General features: G+C 68.3%; 24 protein-coding genes. 14 read left to right on the top strand and 10 right to left on the bottom strand.

Annotated features, from left to right (window positions below):
• Positions 1-10: 10 nt before the first annotated feature.
• The gene (locus ACOADB_RS21485; RefSeq protein ID WP_378603313.1) at positions 11-3,007 is read right to left on the bottom strand and encodes a DEAD/DEAH box helicase; all 2,997 of its coding nucleotides are present in this window, start codon (positions 3,005-3,007) and stop codon (positions 11-13) included.
• Entirely contained in the window at positions 2,914-3,327 is a 414-nt protein-coding gene (locus ACOADB_RS21480) for a (deoxy)nucleoside triphosphate pyrophosphohydrolase (protein ID WP_378603310.1), read from the bottom strand. The genes ACOADB_RS21485 and ACOADB_RS21480 overlap by 94 nt, the downstream gene beginning before the upstream one ends.
• A gap of 186 nt (positions 3,328-3,513) precedes the next feature.
• On the opposite strand from ACOADB_RS21480, the gene ACOADB_RS21475 reads away from it, so the two are divergent.
• Positions 3,514-4,452: a nuclease-related domain-containing protein gene (locus ACOADB_RS21475; protein WP_378603307.1), complete on the top strand. Its 939-nt coding sequence runs from the start codon at positions 3,514-3,516 to the stop codon at positions 4,450-4,452.
• A gap of 62 nt (positions 4,453-4,514) precedes the next feature.
• Here ACOADB_RS21475 and ACOADB_RS21470 read toward each other — a convergent pair whose 3' ends face one another.
• The 3 genes from ACOADB_RS21470 to ACOADB_RS21460 form a co-directional block, all read right to left on the bottom strand.
• Positions 4,515-4,925, bottom strand: a complete 411-nt coding sequence (locus ACOADB_RS21470) for a (deoxy)nucleoside triphosphate pyrophosphohydrolase (protein ID WP_378603304.1) — start codon at positions 4,923-4,925, stop codon at positions 4,515-4,517.
• Between the two features lie 93 nt (positions 4,926-5,018).
• On the bottom strand, positions 5,019-5,216 hold the full coding sequence (locus ACOADB_RS21465; protein ID WP_378603301.1) for a hypothetical protein: 198 nt from the start codon (positions 5,214-5,216) through the stop codon (positions 5,019-5,021).
• A gap of 38 nt (positions 5,217-5,254) precedes the next feature.
• On the bottom strand, positions 5,255-5,398 hold the full coding sequence (locus ACOADB_RS21460) for a GPGG-motif small membrane protein (RefSeq protein ID WP_378603298.1): 144 nt from the start codon (positions 5,396-5,398) through the stop codon (positions 5,255-5,257).
• A 93-nt stretch (positions 5,399-5,491) separates the two neighbouring features.
• Here ACOADB_RS21460 and ACOADB_RS21455 point away from each other — a divergent pair, with 93 nt between their 5' ends.
• Genes ACOADB_RS21455 through ACOADB_RS21425 form a run of 7 tightly spaced genes read left to right on the top strand, consistent with a single transcriptional unit; the run spans position 5,492 to position 9,209 of the window.
• Positions 5,492-5,965, top strand: a complete 474-nt coding sequence (locus tag ACOADB_RS21455; RefSeq protein WP_378603295.1) for a hypothetical protein — start codon at positions 5,492-5,494, stop codon at positions 5,963-5,965.
• A 54-nt stretch (positions 5,966-6,019) separates the two neighbouring features.
• Positions 6,020-6,508 carry a PPOX class F420-dependent oxidoreductase gene (locus tag ACOADB_RS21450; RefSeq protein WP_378603293.1) on the top strand — a complete coding sequence of 163 codons (489 nt, stop codon included), beginning with the start codon at positions 6,020-6,022 and terminating at the stop codon, positions 6,506-6,508.
• A gap of 48 nt (positions 6,509-6,556) precedes the next feature.
• A complete protein-coding gene (locus ACOADB_RS21445) occupies positions 6,557-7,048 on the top strand; it encodes a thermonuclease family protein (RefSeq protein ID WP_378603290.1) in 492 nt (163 codons plus the stop codon).
• Between the two features lie 10 nt (positions 7,049-7,058).
• Positions 7,059-7,661, top strand: a complete 603-nt coding sequence (locus tag ACOADB_RS21440) for a DNA-3-methyladenine glycosylase (RefSeq protein ID WP_378603287.1) — start codon at positions 7,059-7,061, stop codon at positions 7,659-7,661.
• Entirely contained in the window at positions 7,658-7,966 is a 309-nt protein-coding gene (locus ACOADB_RS21435; protein ID WP_378603285.1) for a pyrimidine/purine nucleoside phosphorylase, read from the top strand. Before ACOADB_RS21440 ends, ACOADB_RS21435 begins: the two co-directional genes overlap by 4 nt.
• 53 nt (positions 7,967-8,019) lie before the next feature.
• Positions 8,020-8,559, top strand: a complete 540-nt coding sequence (locus tag ACOADB_RS21430) for a SigE family RNA polymerase sigma factor (protein WP_378603282.1) — start codon at positions 8,020-8,022, stop codon at positions 8,557-8,559.
• Positions 8,556-9,209 carry a hypothetical protein gene (locus tag ACOADB_RS21425; protein ID WP_378603279.1) on the top strand — a complete coding sequence of 218 codons (654 nt, stop codon included), beginning with the start codon at positions 8,556-8,558 and terminating at the stop codon, positions 9,207-9,209. Before ACOADB_RS21430 ends, ACOADB_RS21425 begins: the two co-directional genes overlap by 4 nt.
• Before the next feature lie 18 nt (positions 9,210-9,227).
• Here ACOADB_RS21425 and ACOADB_RS21420 read toward each other — a convergent pair whose 3' ends face one another.
• Positions 9,228-10,700 (bottom strand): MFS transporter, encoded by a 1,473-nt coding sequence (locus tag ACOADB_RS21420; protein ID WP_378603276.1) that lies wholly within the window; start codon positions 10,698-10,700, stop codon positions 9,228-9,230.
• An 86-nt stretch (positions 10,701-10,786) separates the two neighbouring features.
• On the opposite strand from ACOADB_RS21420, the gene ACOADB_RS21415 reads away from it, so the two are divergent.
• Positions 10,787-11,167, top strand: coding sequence for a MarR family winged helix-turn-helix transcriptional regulator (locus tag ACOADB_RS21415; protein WP_378603273.1), 381 nt, complete (start codon positions 10,787-10,789; stop codon positions 11,165-11,167).
• Here ACOADB_RS21415 and ACOADB_RS21410 read toward each other — a convergent pair.
• The 4 genes from ACOADB_RS21410 to ACOADB_RS21395 all read right to left on the bottom strand — a co-directional run bounded on the left by ACOADB_RS21410 (position 11,164) and on the right by ACOADB_RS21395 (position 14,067).
• Positions 11,164-11,550, bottom strand: a complete 387-nt coding sequence (locus tag ACOADB_RS21410; RefSeq protein ID WP_378603270.1) for a DUF2237 family protein — start codon at positions 11,548-11,550, stop codon at positions 11,164-11,166. The genes ACOADB_RS21415 and ACOADB_RS21410 overlap by 4 nt on opposite strands.
• Positions 11,547-12,641: an ABC transporter permease gene (locus ACOADB_RS21405; RefSeq protein ID WP_378603268.1), complete on the bottom strand. Its 1,095-nt coding sequence runs from the start codon at positions 12,639-12,641 to the stop codon at positions 11,547-11,549. The genes ACOADB_RS21410 and ACOADB_RS21405 overlap by 4 nt, the downstream gene beginning before the upstream one ends.
• Positions 12,642-12,708: 67 nt before the next feature.
• Positions 12,709-13,332, bottom strand: a complete 624-nt coding sequence (locus tag ACOADB_RS21400; protein WP_378603266.1) for a hypothetical protein — start codon at positions 13,330-13,332, stop codon at positions 12,709-12,711.
• 3 nt (positions 13,333-13,335) lie between these two features.
• A complete protein-coding gene (locus ACOADB_RS21395; protein ID WP_378603263.1) occupies positions 13,336-14,067 on the bottom strand; it encodes a FadR/GntR family transcriptional regulator in 732 nt (243 codons plus the stop codon).
• 106 nt (positions 14,068-14,173) lie between these two features.
• Between ACOADB_RS21395 and ACOADB_RS21390 the strand changes: the two genes are divergently transcribed.
• From ACOADB_RS21390 to ACOADB_RS21370, 5 genes are read left to right on the top strand one after another with little or no spacing between them, the layout of a single operon-like run.
• On the top strand, positions 14,174-14,695 hold the full coding sequence (locus ACOADB_RS21390) for a gluconokinase (RefSeq protein ID WP_378603260.1): 522 nt from the start codon (positions 14,174-14,176) through the stop codon (positions 14,693-14,695).
• Positions 14,696-14,708: 13 nt separating this feature from the next.
• The gene (locus tag ACOADB_RS21385; protein WP_378603257.1) at positions 14,709-16,091 is read left to right on the top strand and encodes a GntP family permease; all 1,383 of its coding nucleotides are present in this window, start codon (positions 14,709-14,711) and stop codon (positions 16,089-16,091) included.
• A 26-nt stretch (positions 16,092-16,117) separates the two neighbouring features.
• The gene (locus ACOADB_RS21380; protein WP_378603254.1) at positions 16,118-17,812 is read left to right on the top strand and encodes an FAD-dependent oxidoreductase; all 1,695 of its coding nucleotides are present in this window, start codon (positions 16,118-16,120) and stop codon (positions 17,810-17,812) included.
• Positions 17,809-18,348 carry a hemerythrin domain-containing protein gene (locus ACOADB_RS21375; protein ID WP_378603251.1) on the top strand — a complete coding sequence of 180 codons (540 nt, stop codon included), beginning with the start codon at positions 17,809-17,811 and terminating at the stop codon, positions 18,346-18,348. The genes ACOADB_RS21380 and ACOADB_RS21375 overlap by 4 nt, the downstream gene beginning before the upstream one ends.
• 9 nt (positions 18,349-18,357) lie before the next feature.
• Positions 18,358-19,041, top strand: coding sequence for a hypothetical protein (locus ACOADB_RS21370; protein ID WP_378603248.1), 684 nt, complete (start codon positions 18,358-18,360; stop codon positions 19,039-19,041).
• The last annotated feature ends 1 nt before the right edge of the window (position 19,042 follow it).

Below are 19,042 nucleotides of genomic sequence, written 5' to 3'. Positions count from 1 at the left end.
TGACGAGAAGCTAAAGCGTCACCGTGGGGTGGAAGTAGTCGAACAGTGCCGACTCGATCGGTTCGTCGAAACGCAACAGCATTTTCACGACAGGGAGCTGGTTACCCTTGCCGTCGGTCATCGTGGTGTCCTCGGCGTCGTACGCCGTTGGGCTACCGAGGTAGTAGAAGTCCTTGCCCTCGGCATCGTCCTTCTTCACGAACACGTGGAGGTCGAGTTCGTTGGCAGCAATGGCCCGCTCGACGGGGCTCTTGAGGTGCCGCTGGGACTTGGTGAACCACACCATCGTTGAGCGATCCACGATGGCGTCCTCGTAGGCGGTGCTCGCAGAGACGTCATCAGCCTTGTGGAGGGTGACGAAGATCGGGCAGACGCCTTGGGCCATGTCGGCCTTGTAGCCGTAGATCGTTGATGTCCACTTCCGAGGGAGGGACAGGAGTCGCGTGGCTTCCTTGCGGCCGTACTGCATTCCCGGGGTGAACGGGACGTCGCGTCGATACCGGTCGCTGACTAGCGCGATGCCCGTCTTGAGGATGTCGGCCACAGCGTTGCGGAAAGTCTTGTTGCCCTCGTAGGCGGCGACGACGTCAGCCCTGAGACGAACGTCGTCCCCCGTGCGTTCGACGACGCCCCGCGTGTAGCGCTTCAAGTCCGCCTCAGCGTGGTGGGCCAGAGTGAACGTGTCGACGGCACCCTCGACAACGGCGCGAGTCGACGGCAAGCCTTCGTCGGCGCATACCTCGCGAAGTCGTTGGATCGACGATGGTCCGTCGAGCAGAGTGCGAAGGATGACGAACTCATGCAAGCGCCGGGCGGTGAGTACCTCGTGGCTCAGTAGCCCAAGCGCGCGGTCTTCGGTGTCGGTGAATCCGTGATCCTCGCCCAGAGTGGCCTTGAGCAGTGCAGGAAAGTGAGCGCGATCAGTCGCGAGGAGAACGGGGTCGACGGACTCGAACCGGTAGAAGTCCCAAAGCTCCGGCAGCCCGCCCACACGGTTACTCATCCCTGTGATGGCAACCTTCAAGCGAGCCGCGTTGTTCAGGGTGGTGTCGCCAATGGACTGGAGCACCCGTTCTTGCGAGACCTTGTCGAAGCGCACGCTGGAGAGTCCAGGCAGAACGCCCGTCTCCTCGGCCGCGATCAGGTTCTTGCGCAGCGATTCCTTGTTGAGGGACTCGTCGCCGAACAGTGCGATCGGGATGAGGAAGTTGTTGGCGTAGTTCCCGATCACATCGATGACGACGAGGTACTCCTTGCCGTCGGCCTTGCGAAGCCCGCGGCCGAGTTGCTGGACGAAGACAATCGCTGACTGCGTCTGGCGAAGCAGGATCACCTGGTTGACCGAGGGGATGTCGACCCCTTCGTTGAAGACGTCGACCGTCAGGATGTAGTCGATGGCGCCACGTTCGAGTTCCTCGACCACGTGCTCTCGGTAGGGAATCGAGTCCGTACCTGTCAGCGCGACCGTGCGAAGTTGTTTCCCTCGCAGAGTGCGTTGGTTCAGGGCCTGAGCTAGGGCGTGGGCTTCATCCTTGCGGCTGCAGAAGATCAGGCCTCGTGGTGCGACACCTGCCTGGCCGTACTTGGTGATGGCTTCGAGCAGGTGGTCGACGCGCTCGGGAGTGATGAGGAACGCGAGATCGGAGTCCGCGGTTGCGGTCGTTCCGTCGTCGAGGGTGACGTCCGCGACGCCGTAGTAGTGGAACGGACTCAGCATGTCTGCCTCGAGAGCGTGAGTCAGACGAATCTCGTACGGCACGTTGTAGTCGAAGAGTTCGTAGACGTTGAAGCCGTCGGTGCGCTCGGGAGTCGCGGTCATGCCGAGCAGGAACTCTGGCTGGAAGTAGTCGATGACGCGACGGTGGGAGATGGCACCGGCACGGTGTGCTTCGTCAACGATCACGTAGTCGAAGGCGTCGGGTGCGAGAGCCGCGAGAACGTCGGGTTGAGACAGGGTCTGAACGGTCGCGAAGGTGTAGCGCCGGTCGGTCTGCTTTGAGGTGCCGGAGAGCTTGCCGTAGTCGGACGGAGGTCCGCCGAGTACCCGCTGATACTCGTGGATCGTGCGATCCAGGATCTGCTCACGGTGCACGATGAACAGCATTCGACGCGGATTGAACGCGCGGACATCAAGAGCTGACAGGATCGTCTTGCCCGTCCCCGTGGCGGAGATGATGATCGCTCGCGACTCGCCTTTGCGTCGAACATCCGCGATCTCAGCAAGTGCGTCACGCTGCATCAGGTTCGGGACAACGCCGCGATGCGGTTCGACCTCGTCAATGGTCGATGCGGACACATCGAGCGGCGCTCGATGCGGGCGGGGGCCCGGCGCGACGAACGACGCGGCGTACTGCTCGATCCATTCGGGCGTCAGAGGGATCGATTCGGCGAGTTGGTCGTCGATCAGTCGTCGGACCTGGGCGGCTAGGTCGCTCCCCGTTGCTGCCGACACCTTGAGATTCCACTCATGGTTCTTGACGAGCGCACTCTCCGTGAGGTTCGAGCTGCCGACCATCGCGGTGACCCCATCCGCGTGATCAAAGATGTAGCCCTTGGGGTGGAAGGCGCTCGCGCGGTGCAGGCGCACGTCGACGCCGTAGTCGGCAAGGGTGAGGAGCTCGGCGAAGGCCTCAGGACGGTTGAAGCCCAGATAGTCGGACGTGACAATTCGCCCTGTTCCGCCAAACTCGAAAATCTCTTGCTTCAACAGGGCGATGGCGCGAGGGGAGACAAAGGCGACCGAGAAGAGGAAGCCCGAAGCTCGCTTCAGTTCGTCTCGCAGTACGCGGAGCACGGACTCGCTCTCGCCGTTGAGCACCATCTGGGGATGGTGTTGGCGAGGCGCGACCACGTCGCCACCGAGATAGCCGAACTGGACGTCGAGGGCCAACTCCTTGTGCCAGCCGATGTCACTCATCGATCGGCCAACTCCGCCTGGATCTTCTCGACGGCGGGAATGTCGGCGGGTGCCCAATCCAACTCGGAGAGCCTGGACGGCGAGCGCCACTCGACGGCCGCGTGTTCGGTCAGACTCGGGGTGCCGTCGATAAGTTCGCAGTAGAACGTGGTGAGCGTGACGATGCCGAAGTCGTACTCGTGGGTGGTCGAAACGACCTCCTCGCCGACGCGGACCTGGCATTCGAGCTCTTCGTCAATCTCGCGCTCGAGCGCGTGACGGGGAGTCTCGCCTGGTTCGATCTTGCCGCCGGGGAACTCCCACATGCCGGCGAGAGCGCCGTCGCCGCGCTGGGCACACAGAACGTCACCGTCCCTGACGATGACCGCCCCGACAACGTTGATCTGCTTCTTGGCGACCGGTTGCTCCACGTGCCGAAGCTTAGGGGTGGGGCCGATAGAAACATCTCCTTTGAGCGCAGCCTGGCGGCCTGGGCCAAAGCACGGCGACTCACGGCTGATGATTCACTCGGATCCGCGCGCTCGCCCCACCCGATGCGTCATGCCAGTCCTGACGATCCGCTGCGGAATCGCCTGCCGCCAGCCGATGATCGGGGCATGACCCAGGAGACGGTGGTGAACCGGTGGAAGCGGTACGGCAAGGACCGCCTCTACGTGTCTGTGCCTGTCGAGGGTGGTGACGATCTCAAGGTTGGATGGTGGGATCTCCTCTCTGACGAGGCTCACCCCGAGAACCCGGCACACGCCGCTCTACTCTCGTCCGCAGTCGCCTCGTGGCGACAGCAGAATGGCGGTGAGAACTCTCCGGTGCCGTCGACGCGGGCGACGTCTGTAGAGCCGTCCGCTCCGGCGGAACCGTTACCTGTTGCCGCTCCCGCTTCAGTGCTGGACGCAACGGCGAGGCCCTGGCGCGACCTGTCCGAGAACCGCGCCGGGGCAGCGGCCCGGGAGCAGGCCTTGTCTAGACGCGCCGCAGCGCCGGTCAAGACAACACTCGCTCGGGTGCTCGGCGTCCACACCGACGAGCGCGCGTGGCGTATCGGCGCCCACGGCGAAGAACTTGTGGCAACCCAACTCAACAAGGCAGCAATCAGAGACCCGCGCTGGCGATTCCTTCACGCCATCCCCGTTGGCAATCGAGGATCCGACATCGACCATCTCCTCATCGGACCCGGAGGAGTGTTCACCGTTAACGCAAAAAACCACCCCGGAGCCAAGATCTGGGTCGGCGGTAACACGCTCATGGTCAATGGCGCGAAGACTCAACACATCCGCAACGCCCGCTACGAAGCCCAACGGGCATCGAAGTTTCTCACTCAAGCCTGCGGTTTCCCGGTCCACGTTGACGGCCTTGTAGTCACCGTCAATGCAAGAGACGTCGTCATCAAGGCCCAACCCGAGGGCGTCTCCGTCACGTGGCGCAAGAACGTCTCGACGTGGCTGCTCAACCACGGAGACGTTCTCAGCGATGAGGCCATCAGTGCCATTTACGAGATGGCCCGCCGCTCCACCACTTGGACCGGCGCCCATCCATAGCGTGCGGCCATCGGAGGCGTGAGCACAGCGCCGCCGGGTTCGGCCGCAGCCACGACGACCCGCTACGTCCCGAGGTGCCGCTTCACGAGCTCGACAGCCGGCTCGTCCGCCGGCGCCCACTCGAGGTCATCGAGCTCATCCGGCGGGAGCCACAGCAACGCCGCATGCTCGGTCGCGGTCGGCGTACCGTCGAGAAGGTCGCAGTAGAACGTCGTGAGGGTGATGACGCCGAAGGCGTACTCATGCGTCGTGGCGGTCACCTTGGCGCCGACCTTGATCCGGCAGCCGAGTTCTTCGAGGATCTCGCGTTCGAGTGCGTGGCCCGCGGACTCGCCGGGTTCGATCTTGCCGCCGGGGAACTCCCACAGGTCGCCGGTCTCGCCGCCCGGTGCGCGCCGGGCGCACAGCACCAGGCCGTCGCGGACGATGACCGCGCCGACGACCTTGTAGTGCTTCTTCGCGGAGGGCGTCATGGGACGTGAGCCTAGGGTGCGCCCGCCCGTGCCCTCCGCCAGAAATGACGAAGGCCCGGACTTCCGCGTGGGGAGCCCGAGCCTTCGACAGCTTCAGCGGCGTTCTTCGACCACCGTGTGGCGACTGCGCTGCTGGTTCACGATCAGCGACACCACGATGGCCAGGATGCCGACGGCCAAGAGGATGCCGCCGAGTGCCGAGTCGTCGATGAACGACATGTCGATCGTCACGACGTCGAGCAGCAGGATCAGCCCTGCCGCGATGAGCACGATGCCCAGTCCGATAGCCATGATTTGCTCCTTCGATCAGAGTTGTTGAGGACGAGAAGTCAGTTGAAGATCGAGACGCCGCCGGGGCCGACGAGGAGGCCCACGACGATCAGCAGGGCGCCGTACAGGATCCGTCCCTTGACGAGCGAGACGACGCCAGCGATGACCAGGACGACCGCGATCAACCACAAGATGGTGAGCATGAGAACTCCAATCGATTCCTTCGGCTCCTTCGCCGAATGACCTTCGATACCCCAGAACCCCCATTCCATACGGGTTCTGTGCACACTGGCGGCATGGTCTCGTTGAAGTACGCCGTGGTCGAACGCGAACGCCGGTTCCTGGTCGCTGCGCTTCCCGAGGGAGTGGGGGAGACCTGGGAGATCGAGGACCGGTACGTCGACGGGAGCCGCCTCCGGCTTCGGGAGGTACGACGACCCGACGGCACCATCGTGCGCAAGCTCGGGCACAAGGTGCGCCTTGGCGACAGCCCGGCCGAGGTCGCGTGCACGTCGCTCTACCTCGACGACGCCGAATGGACCCTGCTCCTCTCGAGCCTGCCGGGAAGGACGCTGCGCAAGCGGCGGCACCACGTCCACCGCGACGGGTGGCACGTCGTCGTCGACGAGCTCGAGGACGGCACGCTGCTCGCCGAGATCGATGACGGCGACCACGAACCCCGGCCAGTTCCGGTCTGGCTCGACGTTCTCGAGGACGTCAGTGGCGACGAGGCGTGGACCGGCGCCGCGCTCGCGCGCGGGGACAGCTGACGATTCCGCCCCTGGGAGGACGACAGCGCCTGCCCCAGCCGCGAAGATCGACCCATGCGACTTCCTGGAGCCATCGTCCGGCCGCTGATCAAGTCGGGCAAGAAGCCGATGAACGCCATGCGCGCGCCCGAGGCGATGACCGTCCTGGACCGGCCGGTGCAGCACACCGACTTCTCGTCCCTCGACGGTCACGTCCACGTGCTGCTGGTGACCTACAAGCGCGACGGGACGCCCATTCCGTCGCCGGTGTGGTTCGCCCGCGACGGCGAGACGCTCTATGTCTGGACCGAGATCAACGCCTTCAAGGCCAAGCGGATCCGCAACGATCCGCGCGCGCTCCTCGCCCCCTGCGATGCCCGCGGCGTCCCTGAGGGTGATCCGATCGCCGCGCGCGGCCGGGTCCTCACCGACGAAGCAGACCGGCAGCGCGCCGCGAAGGTGATCCGCGGCCAGTGGGGGATCGGCCGCCGGATCTTCGAGCTCGTGTCGCGCCCGCTCACCGACGTGCACTACCTCGCCTTCGAACCGGCGCCGAAGGACTGACTTCGCCGTTCCCCTGACAGGGTCGGACCCTGGCCGTACGTTCCGCACATGCGCCGCCACCCCCTGCTCCTCGCGGTGGCGATCGTCGCGCTGGTCTTCGTGCTGTTCCGCGTGTTCGGCGATGCCAGTGCCAGGCCCCACAACGAGGTCCAGCAGGTCCAGCCCAAGGACGGCCGCACGCTCGTCGTCACGCACGTCGTCGACGGCGACACCGTCGACCTCGACAACGGCGAGACCGTGCGTCTCGTCGGGATCGACACCCCGGAGCGTGGTGAGTGTGGCTACGACGAAGCCCGGGACGCGCTCGTCGACCTGGTCGACGGCAAGCGGATCACCCTCGGCGCCTCCGACGAGGACCGCGACCGCTACGACCGGTTGCTGCGGTACGTCGACGTCGGCAAGGTCGACGCCGGCCTGCAGCTGATCAAGCAGGGGCTCGCGATCGCGCGCTACGACTCCCGCGACGGCTACGGCCGCCACCCGCGCGAGGACCGCTACGTCAAGGCCGACCGGGCCAGCCCGCCCTCGGTCTGCGGCTAGCCTCGCCACCGTGGCCAGCAACACCGACGACGTCGTACGACGCGCGCGCTCCCTGCTCGGCCGCACCTTCACCGCCCACGACGTCACGATCCGGATCACCGAGGTCGAGGCGTACGGCGGCCGCGAGGACCCCGCCTCCCATGCCTTCACCCGCACCCCGCGCTCGGAGGTGATGTACGGACCGCCCTGGCGGCTCTACGTCTACCGCTCCTACGGCATCCACTACTGCGCCAACGTCGTCACCGGACCCACCGAGATCGGGGCCGCGGTGCTGCTGCGGGCAGGGGAGGTGGTCGACGGAATCGACCTCGCCCGGGCCCGCCGCAACGACGCCCCCGACCACCAACTGGCACGAGGACCGGGCAACCTCGCCCAGGCGCTCGCCATCACGCTCGACGACCTCGGCACCGACCTCCTGGCCCCCGGTGCCGTCGCCCTCGGGCCGGAGGTACGCCACCGGCACCGCATCGAGGCCGGCCCGCGCGTCGGCGTCTCCAAGGCGGCCGACGTGCCCTGGCGGTTCTGGCTCGCGGGCGAGGCCAGCGTGTCGTCGTACCGCCGGAGCCCGCGCGCGCCGGCCCTCACGCCGACGCCCACTAAAGTTCGGCCGTGACCTTTGAGAACGTGACCCTGGACCCGCAGGCCAACATCTACTTCGACGGCAAGTGCGTCAGCCACACCTTCCACCTCGCCGACGGCACGAAGAAGTCGGCCGGCGTGATCTTCCCGGCACAGCTCAACTTCGGCACCGCTGCGCCCGAGGTGATGGAGCTCAACGCCGGCGCCTGCCGGATCCGCCTGGCCGGCTCCGAGGAGTGGACCGAGTACGCCGCCGGCGAGTCCTTCAGCGTCCCCGGCGACTCGTCCTTCGACATCGAGGTCACCGAGACGCTGGGGTACGTCTGCCACTACGGGTGACATCGTGGGGCGGGTGATGCAACCCGCCGGGACCTCCCACTCGTGTAGGGGACATGAGACCGACGCCGCGTGACGCGGAGTTCGAAGAGTTCGTACGACGACGCCGCTCCCACCTCCTGGGTACGGCGACCGTCCTGACCGCCGGCGACCACTACCTGGCCGAGGACCTCGTCCAGGGCACCCTGGTGCGCCTGTACCTCGCCTGGGGCCGGGCCACGAAGCGCGGCGGCGTCGACGCCTATGCGCGACGGGTCCTGGTCAACGCCTTCATCGACCACCGCCGCCGACCCATGGTGGCGAAGGAGAAGGTGACCGGCGAGCTGCCGGATCGGGCCGGCCCGTCGGCCGAGGAGCCGATCGACGCGGAGCTGCTCGCCGCGCTGAGCGCGCTGCCGGCCCGGATGCGGGCGGCCGTCGTACTGCGCCACGTCGTCGACCTCAGCGTCGAGGACGCGGCCGACGCGCTCGGCTGCAGCGAGGGCACGGTCAAGAGCCAGACGGCTCGCGGCCTGGCCAAGCTCCGCGACGTCCTGCCCGACCCCAGCACCGTCCCCAGCACCCCGCACACCCCCCACGAAGGAGACGCATCATGACCGACCTCGACCTCACCGATCGCCTGCGCAAGCTCAACGACCTCGACCCGGCGATCACCGACGACATCGTCAAGCGCGACGTGCTCCGTGGTCGCGGCGCCGCCCGTCGTCGTACCGTCCGGATGGGCGTGGCCGGCCTCGGCATTGCCGCCGTCGCTGCCGTCGGCGTGACCGTGGCGATCAACGCCGACCAGGACCGCGCGCCGGTGATCGCCCAGGACTCCACCGACAACACCGACGACCAGGTCCAGGCCGGCGACCTCGAGCTGGTCAACTACACCGGCGCCCAGGAGCCCGGCTTCGTGATCACCAAGGTGCCCGAGGGCTTCGTGCTCGAGGGTGCCGGGCCGTTCAACCTCAACATCGCCCGGCCCGACAACCTGACCGGACTCGACGTCTTCGTCGACAAGGTCACCGTGATGCTCGAGTCGTCCTCGGTCACAGGCGCTCCGGAAGGCACGCCGGTCAAGGTCGGCGACCTCGACGGGTGGCTGCGCGACAGCGACGAGGCCAAGGCACTGACCTACATCGACGGCACCCACCGTGTCGTGGTCCAGGTCTGGAACTCGCTCGGCCTCACCGACGACCAGATCATCGAGTTGGCCGAAGGCGTCACCGTGACCGCGGAGGCGCAGGCCGGCGTCGGCTGACCTGCGCCCCTCGGTAGGTCACGCCACCTCGGCCAGCTCCGGTTCCGGAGCGGTCGGGGTGGTGGCGTCTGCAGTCCGCCGGTCGAGGACCAGGCCGGCAACGGCCACCGCGGCGCCGACCGCGCAGACTGCGGCGGCGAAGCCGAGTCCCGGTCGGTAGGCGTCGAGCACGTCGGCGGCTGATGTCGCCCCTTCGGCGCCCGACGTGACGATGGCGGTGGTCACGGCCAGCACGATCGCCGCCCCGACCTGCATCGAGGTCTGCAGCACGCCCGCGGCGAGACCCTGCTCGTCGTCATCGATGCCGCTGGTGGCCTGGATGTTGATGGCAGGGAAGCCCACCCATCCGATGCCGATGAGGAGCAGTGCGGGCAGCAGCATGCCGACGTACGACGGCGAGGTGTCCAGGCGCAGCACGAACATCAGGTAGCCGATCGCCATCACCGTCATCGTCACGGCGATGATCGGGCCGGTGCCGAAGCGGCCGACGAGCTTGTCGGAGTAGATCGCCGACAGGGTGACCATCAGGCCGATCGGCAACAGGGCGAGCGCGAGCTCGAGCGGGCTCCAGCCCAGGTCCTCCTGGAGGAACAGGGTGACGATGAACTGCCAGCTGAAGTACGAACCACCGACCGCGACGATCGCGATGCTCGCGCGCACCAGGGTCGACTTGCGCAGGATGCCGAGCCGGATCAACGGGTGGGCGATGCGCTGCTCGATCGCGACGAAGGCGGCGAACAGGACGGCCACGGCGACGAACGAGCCGACCGTGCGGGCCGATGCCCAGCCGGCTTCGGGTGCCGAGACGACCGTGTAGACGAGGAGCAGCATCGCCGCACCGGAGGTGATCGCACCGAGCACGTCGTGGCCGCCCTCGGCGACCGCCTTGTCGCGGGGGACCAGGAAGTACGCCGCCACCAGCGCCAGCAGCGCGATGGGCACCGGCAGCAGGAACGTCCAGCGCCAGCCGACGCCGGTCATCAGGCCGCCGAAGAGCAGCCCGGACGAGTAGCCGCCCGCACCGAACACGGTGTAGATCGACAGCGCCTTGTTGCGGGCCGGTCCCTCGGCGAAGTTGGTGGTGATGATCGACAGGCCGGTCGGTGCGGTGAACGCAGCGGCGAGGCCCTTGATGAAGCGGGTCGCGATGAGCAGCGGGCCCGAGCTGACGAAGCCGCTGAGCAGCGACGCCACGGCGAAGACCGCGAGCGCGATCAGGAAGACCTTGCGGCGACCGAGCAGGTCGGCGGTGCGGCCACCGACGAGGAGCAGGCCGCCGTACCCGAGGACGTAGCCGCTGATCAGCCACTGCAGCGTCGAGGTCGACAGGTCGAGCTCGGCGCCGATGGACGGCAGTGCGACTCCGATCATGGAGACGTCGAGGCCGTCGAGGAAGAGCACGATGCACAGGGTCATCAGGAGGGCCCAGGTGCGGGTGGACCAGCGGATCGCGCTGATCGTGGAGGGTGGATTGGAGGTTGTCGAGGACATGCCGAGAAGGGTTTCATGCACGTGCATTGAATGCAAGCGCAAATAATGTGTTTGCATGAATGTAACCTGCTGGCTAGGATGCAGCCGTGTCGAAGGTCCGCGCTCCGCAAGCACCCGTCGCCGAATGGCGCGCGTTGCTGGACCGCCACGCAGTCGTGAGCTGTGCGCTCGAGAAGGCGATGCAGGATCGCCACGGCATCGGGCTCAGCGAGTTCGAGACGCTGGACCGGATCGTCGACGCCAACTGCGGCAAGTACCGCATGGCCGAGCTCGCCCAGGACATCCACCTCAGCCAGAGCGCGCTGTCGCGCGCGATCACCCGGCTCGAGAAGGACGGCCTGGTCTCGCGGTCGACCTGCGACGACGACCGCCGCGCCGTCTTCGTCTGCCTGACCGACCAGGGTCGTCAGGTGTACGACGACGCCCTGCCCACGCACCGCGAGGTGCTGAGCAACAGCTGGGACTAGAGGCCGCTCGGGTCGTCCGGGACGTCGACGGAGTGGGACTGCAGCACCTCGAGCGGGATGAGCTCGAGCGCCCGCTCGTTGGTCGACGCGAGCACGATCGGAGCCGCGGCTCCGTCGTCGTACGCCTGCAGCCAGCGGGCTGCGACCACGCACCACCGGTCACCGGGGTGCAGGCCCGCGAACTGCCACTGCGGACGCGGCGTCGACAGGTCGTTGCCGACGGCCATCTGGTGCGCCAGGAACTCCTCGGTCATCACCGCGCACACCGCGTGCAGCCCGACGTCCTGCGGCCCGCACGAGCAGTTGCCGTCGCGGTAGAACCCGGTCATCGGATCGGTCCCGCAGGGCTGGAGGTCGCCACCGAGGACGTTGCGCTCGCTCATGAGTCACCCGATCGGCGCAGGATGCGGGTGAACCGGGTGTGGTTCGCCGCGGCGTTGCTCAACAGGATCACCAGCAGTCCGAGCACGGAGTAGAGGCCGAGCACCACGAACGGTGCCGACGTCGACGCGTCGGGGAAGTAGAGCGCGTCGCGGGCGACCGTCGCCCCCGCCCCCGGCGGCAGCAGCTGGCCGATCGTATGGCCGAAGCGCGGGAGCATCTCCGGTGCGATCGACGACCCGGAGATGATCAGGCCGACGGTGAAGTAGAGGCCGCCGATCAGGGACCCGGCCGGCCCGATGAGGGCGACGAATGCGGCGGTCGAAGCGGTCACCGCGAGCGAGATCAGGGCCAGGCCCCAGAACAGCGTGAAGTGGTCGGCGCCGTCACCGACCCCGAACAGCGACATCGCCAGCAGGCCCACGCCCGACGACAGCAGTGCGTACGCCACCAGCAGGGCCGCGTGCCCCAGGCCGCGCAGCGTCGACTGCTCGGTCCTGCCCCGCAGCCGTCCGAGCGCGAGCGACGCGATGGACCCGCCCAGGCACAGCGCCTGGATGACGAAGCCCAGCGAGCTGCCGCCGCTGTCCTCCTTCGGCAGTGGTACGACGTCCGTCACCGGTGGCGGCGTCGTGAGGGCCGCGAGCGTGGCGACCGGGACGGCGGCACCGGCCGCGGTGAGGGACTCGACCTGCGAGGCGATCTCGTCCTGGTAGGCCGCGGTGTACTTCGCCTTGAACAGGTTGGCCACCGACGGGGACGCCGCGGAGGCGACGTAGAGCGTGGGGGACTGTCCCTCGAACGCAACGCCGCCGTAGGCCTTGCGTTCGCGGATCGCCTGCGTCAGCGCGGCCGCGTCGTCGTACGGCTCGACCTTGAAGGCGCCGTCGGCCTCGAGCTGCTCGGTCAGCTGGTCCTGCTGGGCCTGGCTGCCGACGATGCCCATGGGCAGCTCGTTGGGGGACGGCGAGTGCGCCATCGCCAGGTAGTAGATCCCGAGGACCAGCTGGATCAGCGCGCCGACCAGTGCGATGGCGATGCCGACGCGCGAGATCGCGCGCAGGGTGGTGGGAGCAGTGGAGGTTTCGCTCATGACACCAGCATGGCGCGTCTCGATACGCGCTCGCCTTGCGGCTCGCGCTACTCGACGACCTTGGTGCTCAGCAGCCGTTGTCGCAGACGCCCGTGGACGGGAGCGCCATGAAGCAGGTCGGGCAGATCTTGAAGACGACGTCCGACTTGGCCGGCTTGGCCGGGGTGCGGGGCACGGCGGCCTTCGTGGCGCGGGGCGCGCGGGGTGCCTTGACGGGCACGACCTTCTCGACCGGGGTCGGGACCTCGACGACCGGCGCGACCCAGCCCGGCGGGGGCGGGTCGGTGATCCCGAAGCGGGCGAGCACGGCGCGGGCCGAGGTGGTCGGCTGGTGCTTGGGCCGGGTCTCGATGTCGAACGACGAGGACGCGCCCTCGAGGAAGGTCTGGGCGTCCGGGTTCAGCGTCGGGGGCAGCTCGCGGTGGCGCCAGCGCTGAGGCGTCTGGCCGCGCTGGTTGACGGCGACCAGGTCGGGGCGGTCCCACGCGATGAGGGTCCAGTCGTCGCGGTGGCTGGTGGCCCAGACCGCGATCGGGCGGTCACCCGCGTCGGCCGCGGCACGCAGGGCGATGCGCTCCGGGTTGGAGAACCGGCCCTTCACGTGCAGCACGCCCGGGAGCACCTCCTCGACGGTGTGCTCCTCGGCCTTGATGAGATCAATCAGGTCAGCAAGTTCCGGCGTGTTCTCCATGGCTCAACCGACATTAGTCGAATCCGGGCCACCACCCTCATCGGTGTCGACATTCACCACCGCATCGGTGGCCTCCTCGATGATCGCCGCCATGGCGGCCCGGGCCGCGGTGGCGTCGCCCGAGCGCACCGCGCGGGCCACTTCGACGTGCAGGTCGATGGCCTCGTCCTTGGGGTTCGTGGGCATCAGGTGGTGGTGGGTGCGGCCGGTGAGGACCTCGGCGACGACGCCGTCGAGGGCGGCCAGCATCTCGTTGCCGGACGCCTCGAGCACGATCTGGTGGAACAGGACGTCAGCTTCGAGGAAGGCCTCGAGGTCGCCGGAGCGCCCGTGGACGACCATGTCGCTGGCCGCGGCCGACAGCGCACCGCACTGCTCGGGCGTGGCCCGGATGGCGGCGAGTCCGGCTGCGACGGGCTCGAATCCGCTGCGCAGCTCGCCCAGGGAGCGGAGCTGGGCAACGCGGTCGTCCGACTCGAGGCGCCAGCGGATCAGCCGCGGGTCGAAGACCTGCCACGACGTCCGCGGTTGCACGGTCAGGCCGACCCGCTGTCGCGAGGCGACCATGCCCATCGAGGCGAGCACCCGGACCGCCTCGCGCGACACGGAGCGACTGACGTCGTACTCGCTGTCGATGGTGTCGAGGGTCAGCACCGTGCCGGCGGCCAGGGTGCCGCTGACGATCCGCTGCCCGAGGGCATCGAGCACGTTGTCGTGCAGCGCGGTGCGAGCCATCGTTCCTCCAATAATCAGATTTATTGGGTCAAGGTCTTGATAAAACCAGATTAATCATCGCACACTGTGACGGCCAACACATCAGGACACGTCCGCAGGAGGCGACATGACCAGCATGAACCCGCAGGCCGTCGGGCAGGTCGTCGTGATGGGCGTGTCCGGATCGGGCAAGTCCACCGTCGGCGCGGCGCTCGCGCAACGCCTCGGGGTGCCGTTCGCGGACGCCGACGACTTCCACCCGCTCGCCAACATCGCGAAGATGACCGCCGGCCACGCGCTCGACGACGCCGACCGCCACCCCTGGCTGGAGGCGATCGGGGAGTGGCTCGCCCGGCACGCGCAGGGTGGCGTGATCAGTTGCTCCGCGCTCAAGGTCGCCTACCGCGACCAGCTCCGCGCGCACGCCCCGCGCACCGCGTTCGTCCACCTGCACGGGTCGCGTGAGGTCATCGCGCGGCGCCAGGCCAGCCGGCCAGGTCACTTCATGCCGGCCTCGTTGCTCGACTCGCAGTTCGACACGCTCGAACCGCTCGGGAGCGATGAGGCCGGCCTCGTCATCAATGTCGACCAGGACGTCGACGCCATCGTCCAGGAATACGTCGACCGCACCGCGGCACCGACCGACTGAGGAGAACCACCCCATGTCCGCTCATCTCGTCCTCGCCGCCGGCACCGACCTCGTCGATCCGGTCGCGTCCGAAGGCCGCCTGCTCGCCGCGGCCCTGCTCGGCATCGGCGTCATCGTCGCGCTGATCATCGTCGGCAAGATCCACCCGTTCCTCGCCCTCACCGCAGGCGCCATCACTGTCGGCATCACGGCCGGGGTCAGCGTGGAGGTCGCGCTGGCCAGCTTCACCGGCGGCTTCGGGACCACGGCCGCCGGGGTCGGCATCCTGATCGCGCTCGGAGCGATGTTCGGCAAGATCCTCGCCGACAGCGGGGGAGCCGACCAGATCGTCGACACGATCATCCGGCACGCCTCGCCCCGCGCCCTGCCGTGGGCGATGGCGCTGGTCGGCGCGATCATCGGGCTGCCGATGTTCTTCGAGATCGGCCTGGTCCTGCTGATGCCGGTGATCTACCTCGTGGCCCGCCGGTCCGGCCAGTCGCTGGTCACCATCGGCATCCCCGCGCTCGCCGGCCTCTCCGCCATGCACGGCCTGGTGCCGCCGCACCCCGGCCCGCTCACGGCGATCGACTACCTCGGCGCCGACCTCGGCACCACCCTCGCCCTCGGCGTCGCAGTCGCCATCCCGACGGTGATCATCGCGGGCCCGGTCTTCGGTCTCGTCGGGCGGTACGTCGACGTGGCGGTGCCCGAGCGGTTCGACGCCCCGGAGCGCGAGTTCGACCGCCGACCGAGCTTCGTCGTGACGCTCGCGTCCGTGCTGCTGCCCGTGGTGCTGATGATGGGCAAGGCGATGGCCGACATCTTCATCGACGACGCGACCGCCCCGCTGCGCCGTACCCTCGACGTGCTCGGCACCCCGCTGATCGCCCTCGCGATCGCCGTCGTGGTGGGCATGTTCACCCTCGGCTTCGGGTCGGGCATGGGACGCGACGGTGTCGCGAAGTCGCTCGAGTCCTCGCTGCCCGGGGTGGCCGGCATCCTGCTGATCGTCGCGGCCGGTGGTGGCTTCAAGCAGTCCCTGGTCGACACCGGGATCGGCACGATCGTGGCCGAGCGGGTCGCCGACTCGAACATCTCCGTCCTGCTGCTGGCGTGGTTCGTCGCCGTACTCATCCGGCTCGCGACCGGCTCCGCCACGGTCGCCACCGTGACGGCCTCCGGACTCCTCGCACCGTTGACCACGCAGCTCTCCAGCGGTGAGGTCTCCCTGATGGTGCTGGCGATCGGCGCCGGCTCGGTGTTCTTCTCCCACGTCAACGACGCCGGCTTCTGGCTGGTGAAGGAGTACTTCGGGATGAGCGTCGGGCAGACCCTCAAGACCTGGTCGGCGATGGAGACGCTGCTGTCGGTGACCGGACTGGTCTTCGTGCTCGCGCTCAACCTCGTGATCTGACTGGACACGTCGGGGAGGATGGAGGGGTGAGCGATCCCCTCATCCTCCTCGTCTCCGCCGACGAGATCGACGTCCTGACCGAGCAGTTCCGTCGCTACGAGCACGACTACGACGTCCGCGCCGCCACCACGGCCACCCAGGCGAGCAGCGCGCTGCGGGCAGCGGTCGACAGCGGGCAGGCGGTCGCGATGATCGTCACCGAGTCCGAGCTGTCGGACCAGGACGTGCTGATGGCGATGCACGAGTGGCGCACGCTCGTCCCGACCGCGCGCCGCGTCGTCGCGATCCCGATCTCGCGCTTCGCCAGCGACTCGGTGACCCTCCGGCCGTACCTGCAGAAGGGCAAGTTCGACACCTACCTCATGCTGCCGCAGGGCCGACGCGACGAGGAGTTCCACTACGCCATCGTCGAGCTGCTGAGCGACTGGGGCGCCACCGTGGCCGCGTCGGTGATCGACACCGTCCGGCTGATCACGCCCGACAGCTCGCCGCTGGCCCTGGCCATCCGCGACTTCCTGGACCGCACCGGCTTCCCGCACCGCACCTACCCGCCCGACAGCCCGCAGGGCCAGGAGGCGATTGCGCTCTACGACGGCACGCCGACGTACCCGTTGGTCCACCTGTCCTCGCGGCCCTTCGCCGAGCACCCGATCATCGCGCCGACCTCGGTCCGCGAGCTCGCGGCCCTGATCTACGGGCGCCCGTCGGACATCGAGGTCGACACGGTCGTCGACCTGGCCGTCGTGGGCGCCGGTCCGGCCGGCCTGGCGGCCGCCGTGTACGGCGCTTCGGAGGGCCTGAGCACGATCGTGCTCGAGTCCGAGGTGATCGGTGGCCAGGCCGGCACCAGCTCGATGATCCGCAACTACCTCGGCTTCCCCCGCGGCATCTCCGGGATGCGGCTGGGGCAGCGTGCCCGGGTCCAGGCGATCCGCTTCGGGGCCCGCTTCTTCACCGGCTGGCCGGTCGAGGAGCTGGTGCCCGGCGTCGACGGCGCCCCGCACACCCTCGTCACCGCCGGCGGATCGGTGCGGGCCCGCGCCGTGATGGTCGCCTCGGGCGTCGCCTATCGCCGCCTCGGCGTCGCACCGCTCGAGGACCTCGTCGGCGCCGGCGTGAACTACGGCGCCGCGATGACGGCAGCGCGCGAGATGGAGGAGCGCGACGTGTACGTCGTCGGCGGCGGCAACTCCGCCGGCCAGGCTGCCGTCCACCTGGCCCGCTTCGCCCGCTCGGTCACGATCCTGATCCGCCGCGAGGACCTGGCCGCCACGATGTCGCGCTACCTCATCGACGAGATCGAGTGGAACCCGCGGATCAGCGTGCGGTCGTGCACCGAGATCATCGACGGCGGCCCCGACGACAGCGGCCAGCTCGGCTGGCTGCAGCTGTGCGACGTCCGCACCCGGGTCGAGGAACGCGTGGACGCGGGCGGGCTGTTCCTGCTGATCGGTGCAGCGCCGCACTGCGACTGGCTGCCCGACGACGTACGACGTGATGGCCACGGGTTCGTCCTGACCGGGCGCGACGTACCCACCGAGTGCTGGGTCGACGACCTGCCGCCGGAGAACCTCGCGACCTGCGTCCCGGGCATCTTCGCCGCCGGCGACATCCGGTCGGGCTCGATGAAACGGGTCGCCTCGGCCAGCGGTGAGGGCGCGTCGGCGGTGTCGCTGGTCCACGAATACCTCGAGGGACTTCGGGTACCTGCGGCTCCATGACCACTGCCATCGACCTGGGCCGCCCCACCTCGGGTGACGTCCTCGACCTGATCACCGACGACCACCGCCGTTTCGAGCACCTCCTGTCCCAGCTGCGCCAGGCGACCGCGGACCGCGACGCCGTACGCCGGGCCTTCGCCGATGTCCTCGTTGCCCACAGCGAGGCCGAGGAGGACCTCGTCTATCCCGTCCTGCGCCGCAAGGCAGGCGACGTCGACGGGCACGACATCGAGCACGGCAAGGAGGAGCACGCCGAGGGCACCCAGGCGCTGCTCGCCGTCCTCGAGCTCAAGGGCACCGACACCCAGGCCTTCGTCGACGCGGTCGAGGAGCTCAGCAACCTCATCGCCCACCACATCGCGGAGGAGGAGCTGAGCATCATCGAGCCCGCGCGGTCGGAGGTGTCCGACAAGGTACGACGCGAGCTCGGCGAGAAGTGGTCTGCTCGCCGCAACCAGCTGATCGACGAGGGGTGCGGTTCGCTGGAGAAGGTGAGGCACCTGGTGGCCGAGGCCGAGCGGAAGGGCGTTTTGTAGGGTCTCTGCATGGCGAACAGGCGGCGGTGGAGTCGGTACAAGCCCCCTGTCGAGAAGCGGGACGAGACCGGCCAGCCCGTCGCCACGCCCACGGCGAAGCCGAAGCAGAAGGCGAGATCGAGGTCGACCTCGACGTCGAAGGTCATGCCGCCGAAGGCGAAGGCCGGGGCCGGGGTGAAGCTCAGCAGCTGGGTGGGCTTCCTGATCGTGGTCGTCAGCCTCGCCGTCGTCGTCGGGATCATCGTCGCGGCGAACTCGAGTGACGACGACGGCATCAGCGGGGATGTCGACACCTCCCTGCTGAACGAGGAGTTCGTCGGCGACGGCCTCGCGCTGGCGCTGGAGGTCGAGGGCAAGGACGCCGTGTCGGTGCGCCTGTCCGAGTACAACCTGACGGTGGAGTACTTCGACCCCAACAACCGGGAGACGCGCTACTTCGAGACCAACGACTACGTCGACGGTTACGAGCTGCGCGTCGAGAAGAGCCACTACGACGACTACCAGCCGCGGCCGTTCGACCTCTCCACCATCGACGCCGCCACGATGATCGCCGCCGTCGAGGACGCCCTGACGAAGACCGACGACGTCTACACCTACGACCTGCGGATCGCGGCCGACCGCGAGACCGGCGAGGTCTCGATGGTCGTCAGCGTCGGCGGCGACGAGTCGATCGACATCACGTCGGCGCCCTGAT

The sequence above is a fragment of the Nocardioides sp. CPCC 206348 genome (assembly GCF_048654705.1).
GTDB lineage: Bacteria > Actinomycetota > Actinomycetes > Propionibacteriales > Nocardioidaceae > Nocardioides.
The sequence above is the reverse complement of the archived record's forward strand: the minus strand, read 5'-3'. Positions and strand labels throughout refer to the sequence as shown.

Excerpts from the sequence above, each read along its gene's own strand:
- ACOADB_RS21425 (WP_378603279.1), top strand. The coding sequence starts at position 8,556 with ATGACCGACCTCGACCTCACCGATCGCCTGCGCAAGCTCAACGACCTC.
- ACOADB_RS21410 (WP_378603270.1), bottom strand. The coding sequence starts at position 11,550 with ATGAGCGAGCGCAACGTCCTCGGTGGCGACCTCCAGCCCTGCGGGACC.
- ACOADB_RS21395 (WP_378603263.1), bottom strand. The coding sequence starts at position 14,067 with ATGGCTCGCACCGCGCTGCACGACAACGTGCTCGATGCCCTCGGGCAG.
- ACOADB_RS21475 (WP_378603307.1), top strand. The coding sequence starts at position 3,514 with ATGACCCAGGAGACGGTGGTGAACCGGTGGAAGCGGTACGGCAAGGAC.
- ACOADB_RS21420 (WP_378603276.1), bottom strand. The coding sequence starts at position 10,700 with ATGTCCTCGACAACCTCCAATCCACCCTCCACGATCAGCGCGATCCGC.
- ACOADB_RS21465 (WP_378603301.1), bottom strand. The coding sequence starts at position 5,216 with ATGGCTATCGGACTGGGCATCGTGCTCATCGCGGCAGGGCTGATCCTG.
- ACOADB_RS21405 (WP_378603268.1), bottom strand. The coding sequence starts at position 12,641 with ATGAGCGAAACCTCCACTGCTCCCACCACCCTGCGCGCGATCTCGCGC.
- ACOADB_RS21470 (WP_378603304.1), bottom strand. The coding sequence starts at position 4,925 with ATGACGCCCTCCGCGAAGAAGCACTACAAGGTCGTCGGCGCGGTCATC.
- ACOADB_RS21450 (WP_378603293.1), top strand. The coding sequence starts at position 6,020 with ATGCGACTTCCTGGAGCCATCGTCCGGCCGCTGATCAAGTCGGGCAAG.
- ACOADB_RS21385 (WP_378603257.1), top strand. The coding sequence starts at position 14,709 with ATGTCCGCTCATCTCGTCCTCGCCGCCGGCACCGACCTCGTCGATCCG.
- ACOADB_RS21370 (WP_378603248.1), top strand. The coding sequence starts at position 18,358 with ATGGCGAACAGGCGGCGGTGGAGTCGGTACAAGCCCCCTGTCGAGAAG.
- ACOADB_RS21460 (WP_378603298.1), bottom strand. The coding sequence starts at position 5,398 with ATGCTCACCATCTTGTGGTTGATCGCGGTCGTCCTGGTCATCGCTGGC.
- ACOADB_RS21400 (WP_378603266.1), bottom strand. The coding sequence starts at position 13,332 with ATGGAGAACACGCCGGAACTTGCTGACCTGATTGATCTCATCAAGGCC.
- ACOADB_RS21390 (WP_378603260.1), top strand. The coding sequence starts at position 14,174 with ATGACCAGCATGAACCCGCAGGCCGTCGGGCAGGTCGTCGTGATGGGC.
- ACOADB_RS21445 (WP_378603290.1), top strand. The coding sequence starts at position 6,557 with ATGCGCCGCCACCCCCTGCTCCTCGCGGTGGCGATCGTCGCGCTGGTC.
- ACOADB_RS21455 (WP_378603295.1), top strand. The coding sequence starts at position 5,492 with ATGGTCTCGTTGAAGTACGCCGTGGTCGAACGCGAACGCCGGTTCCTG.
- ACOADB_RS21430 (WP_378603282.1), top strand. The coding sequence starts at position 8,020 with ATGAGACCGACGCCGCGTGACGCGGAGTTCGAAGAGTTCGTACGACGA.
- ACOADB_RS21375 (WP_378603251.1), top strand. The coding sequence starts at position 17,809 with ATGACCACTGCCATCGACCTGGGCCGCCCCACCTCGGGTGACGTCCTC.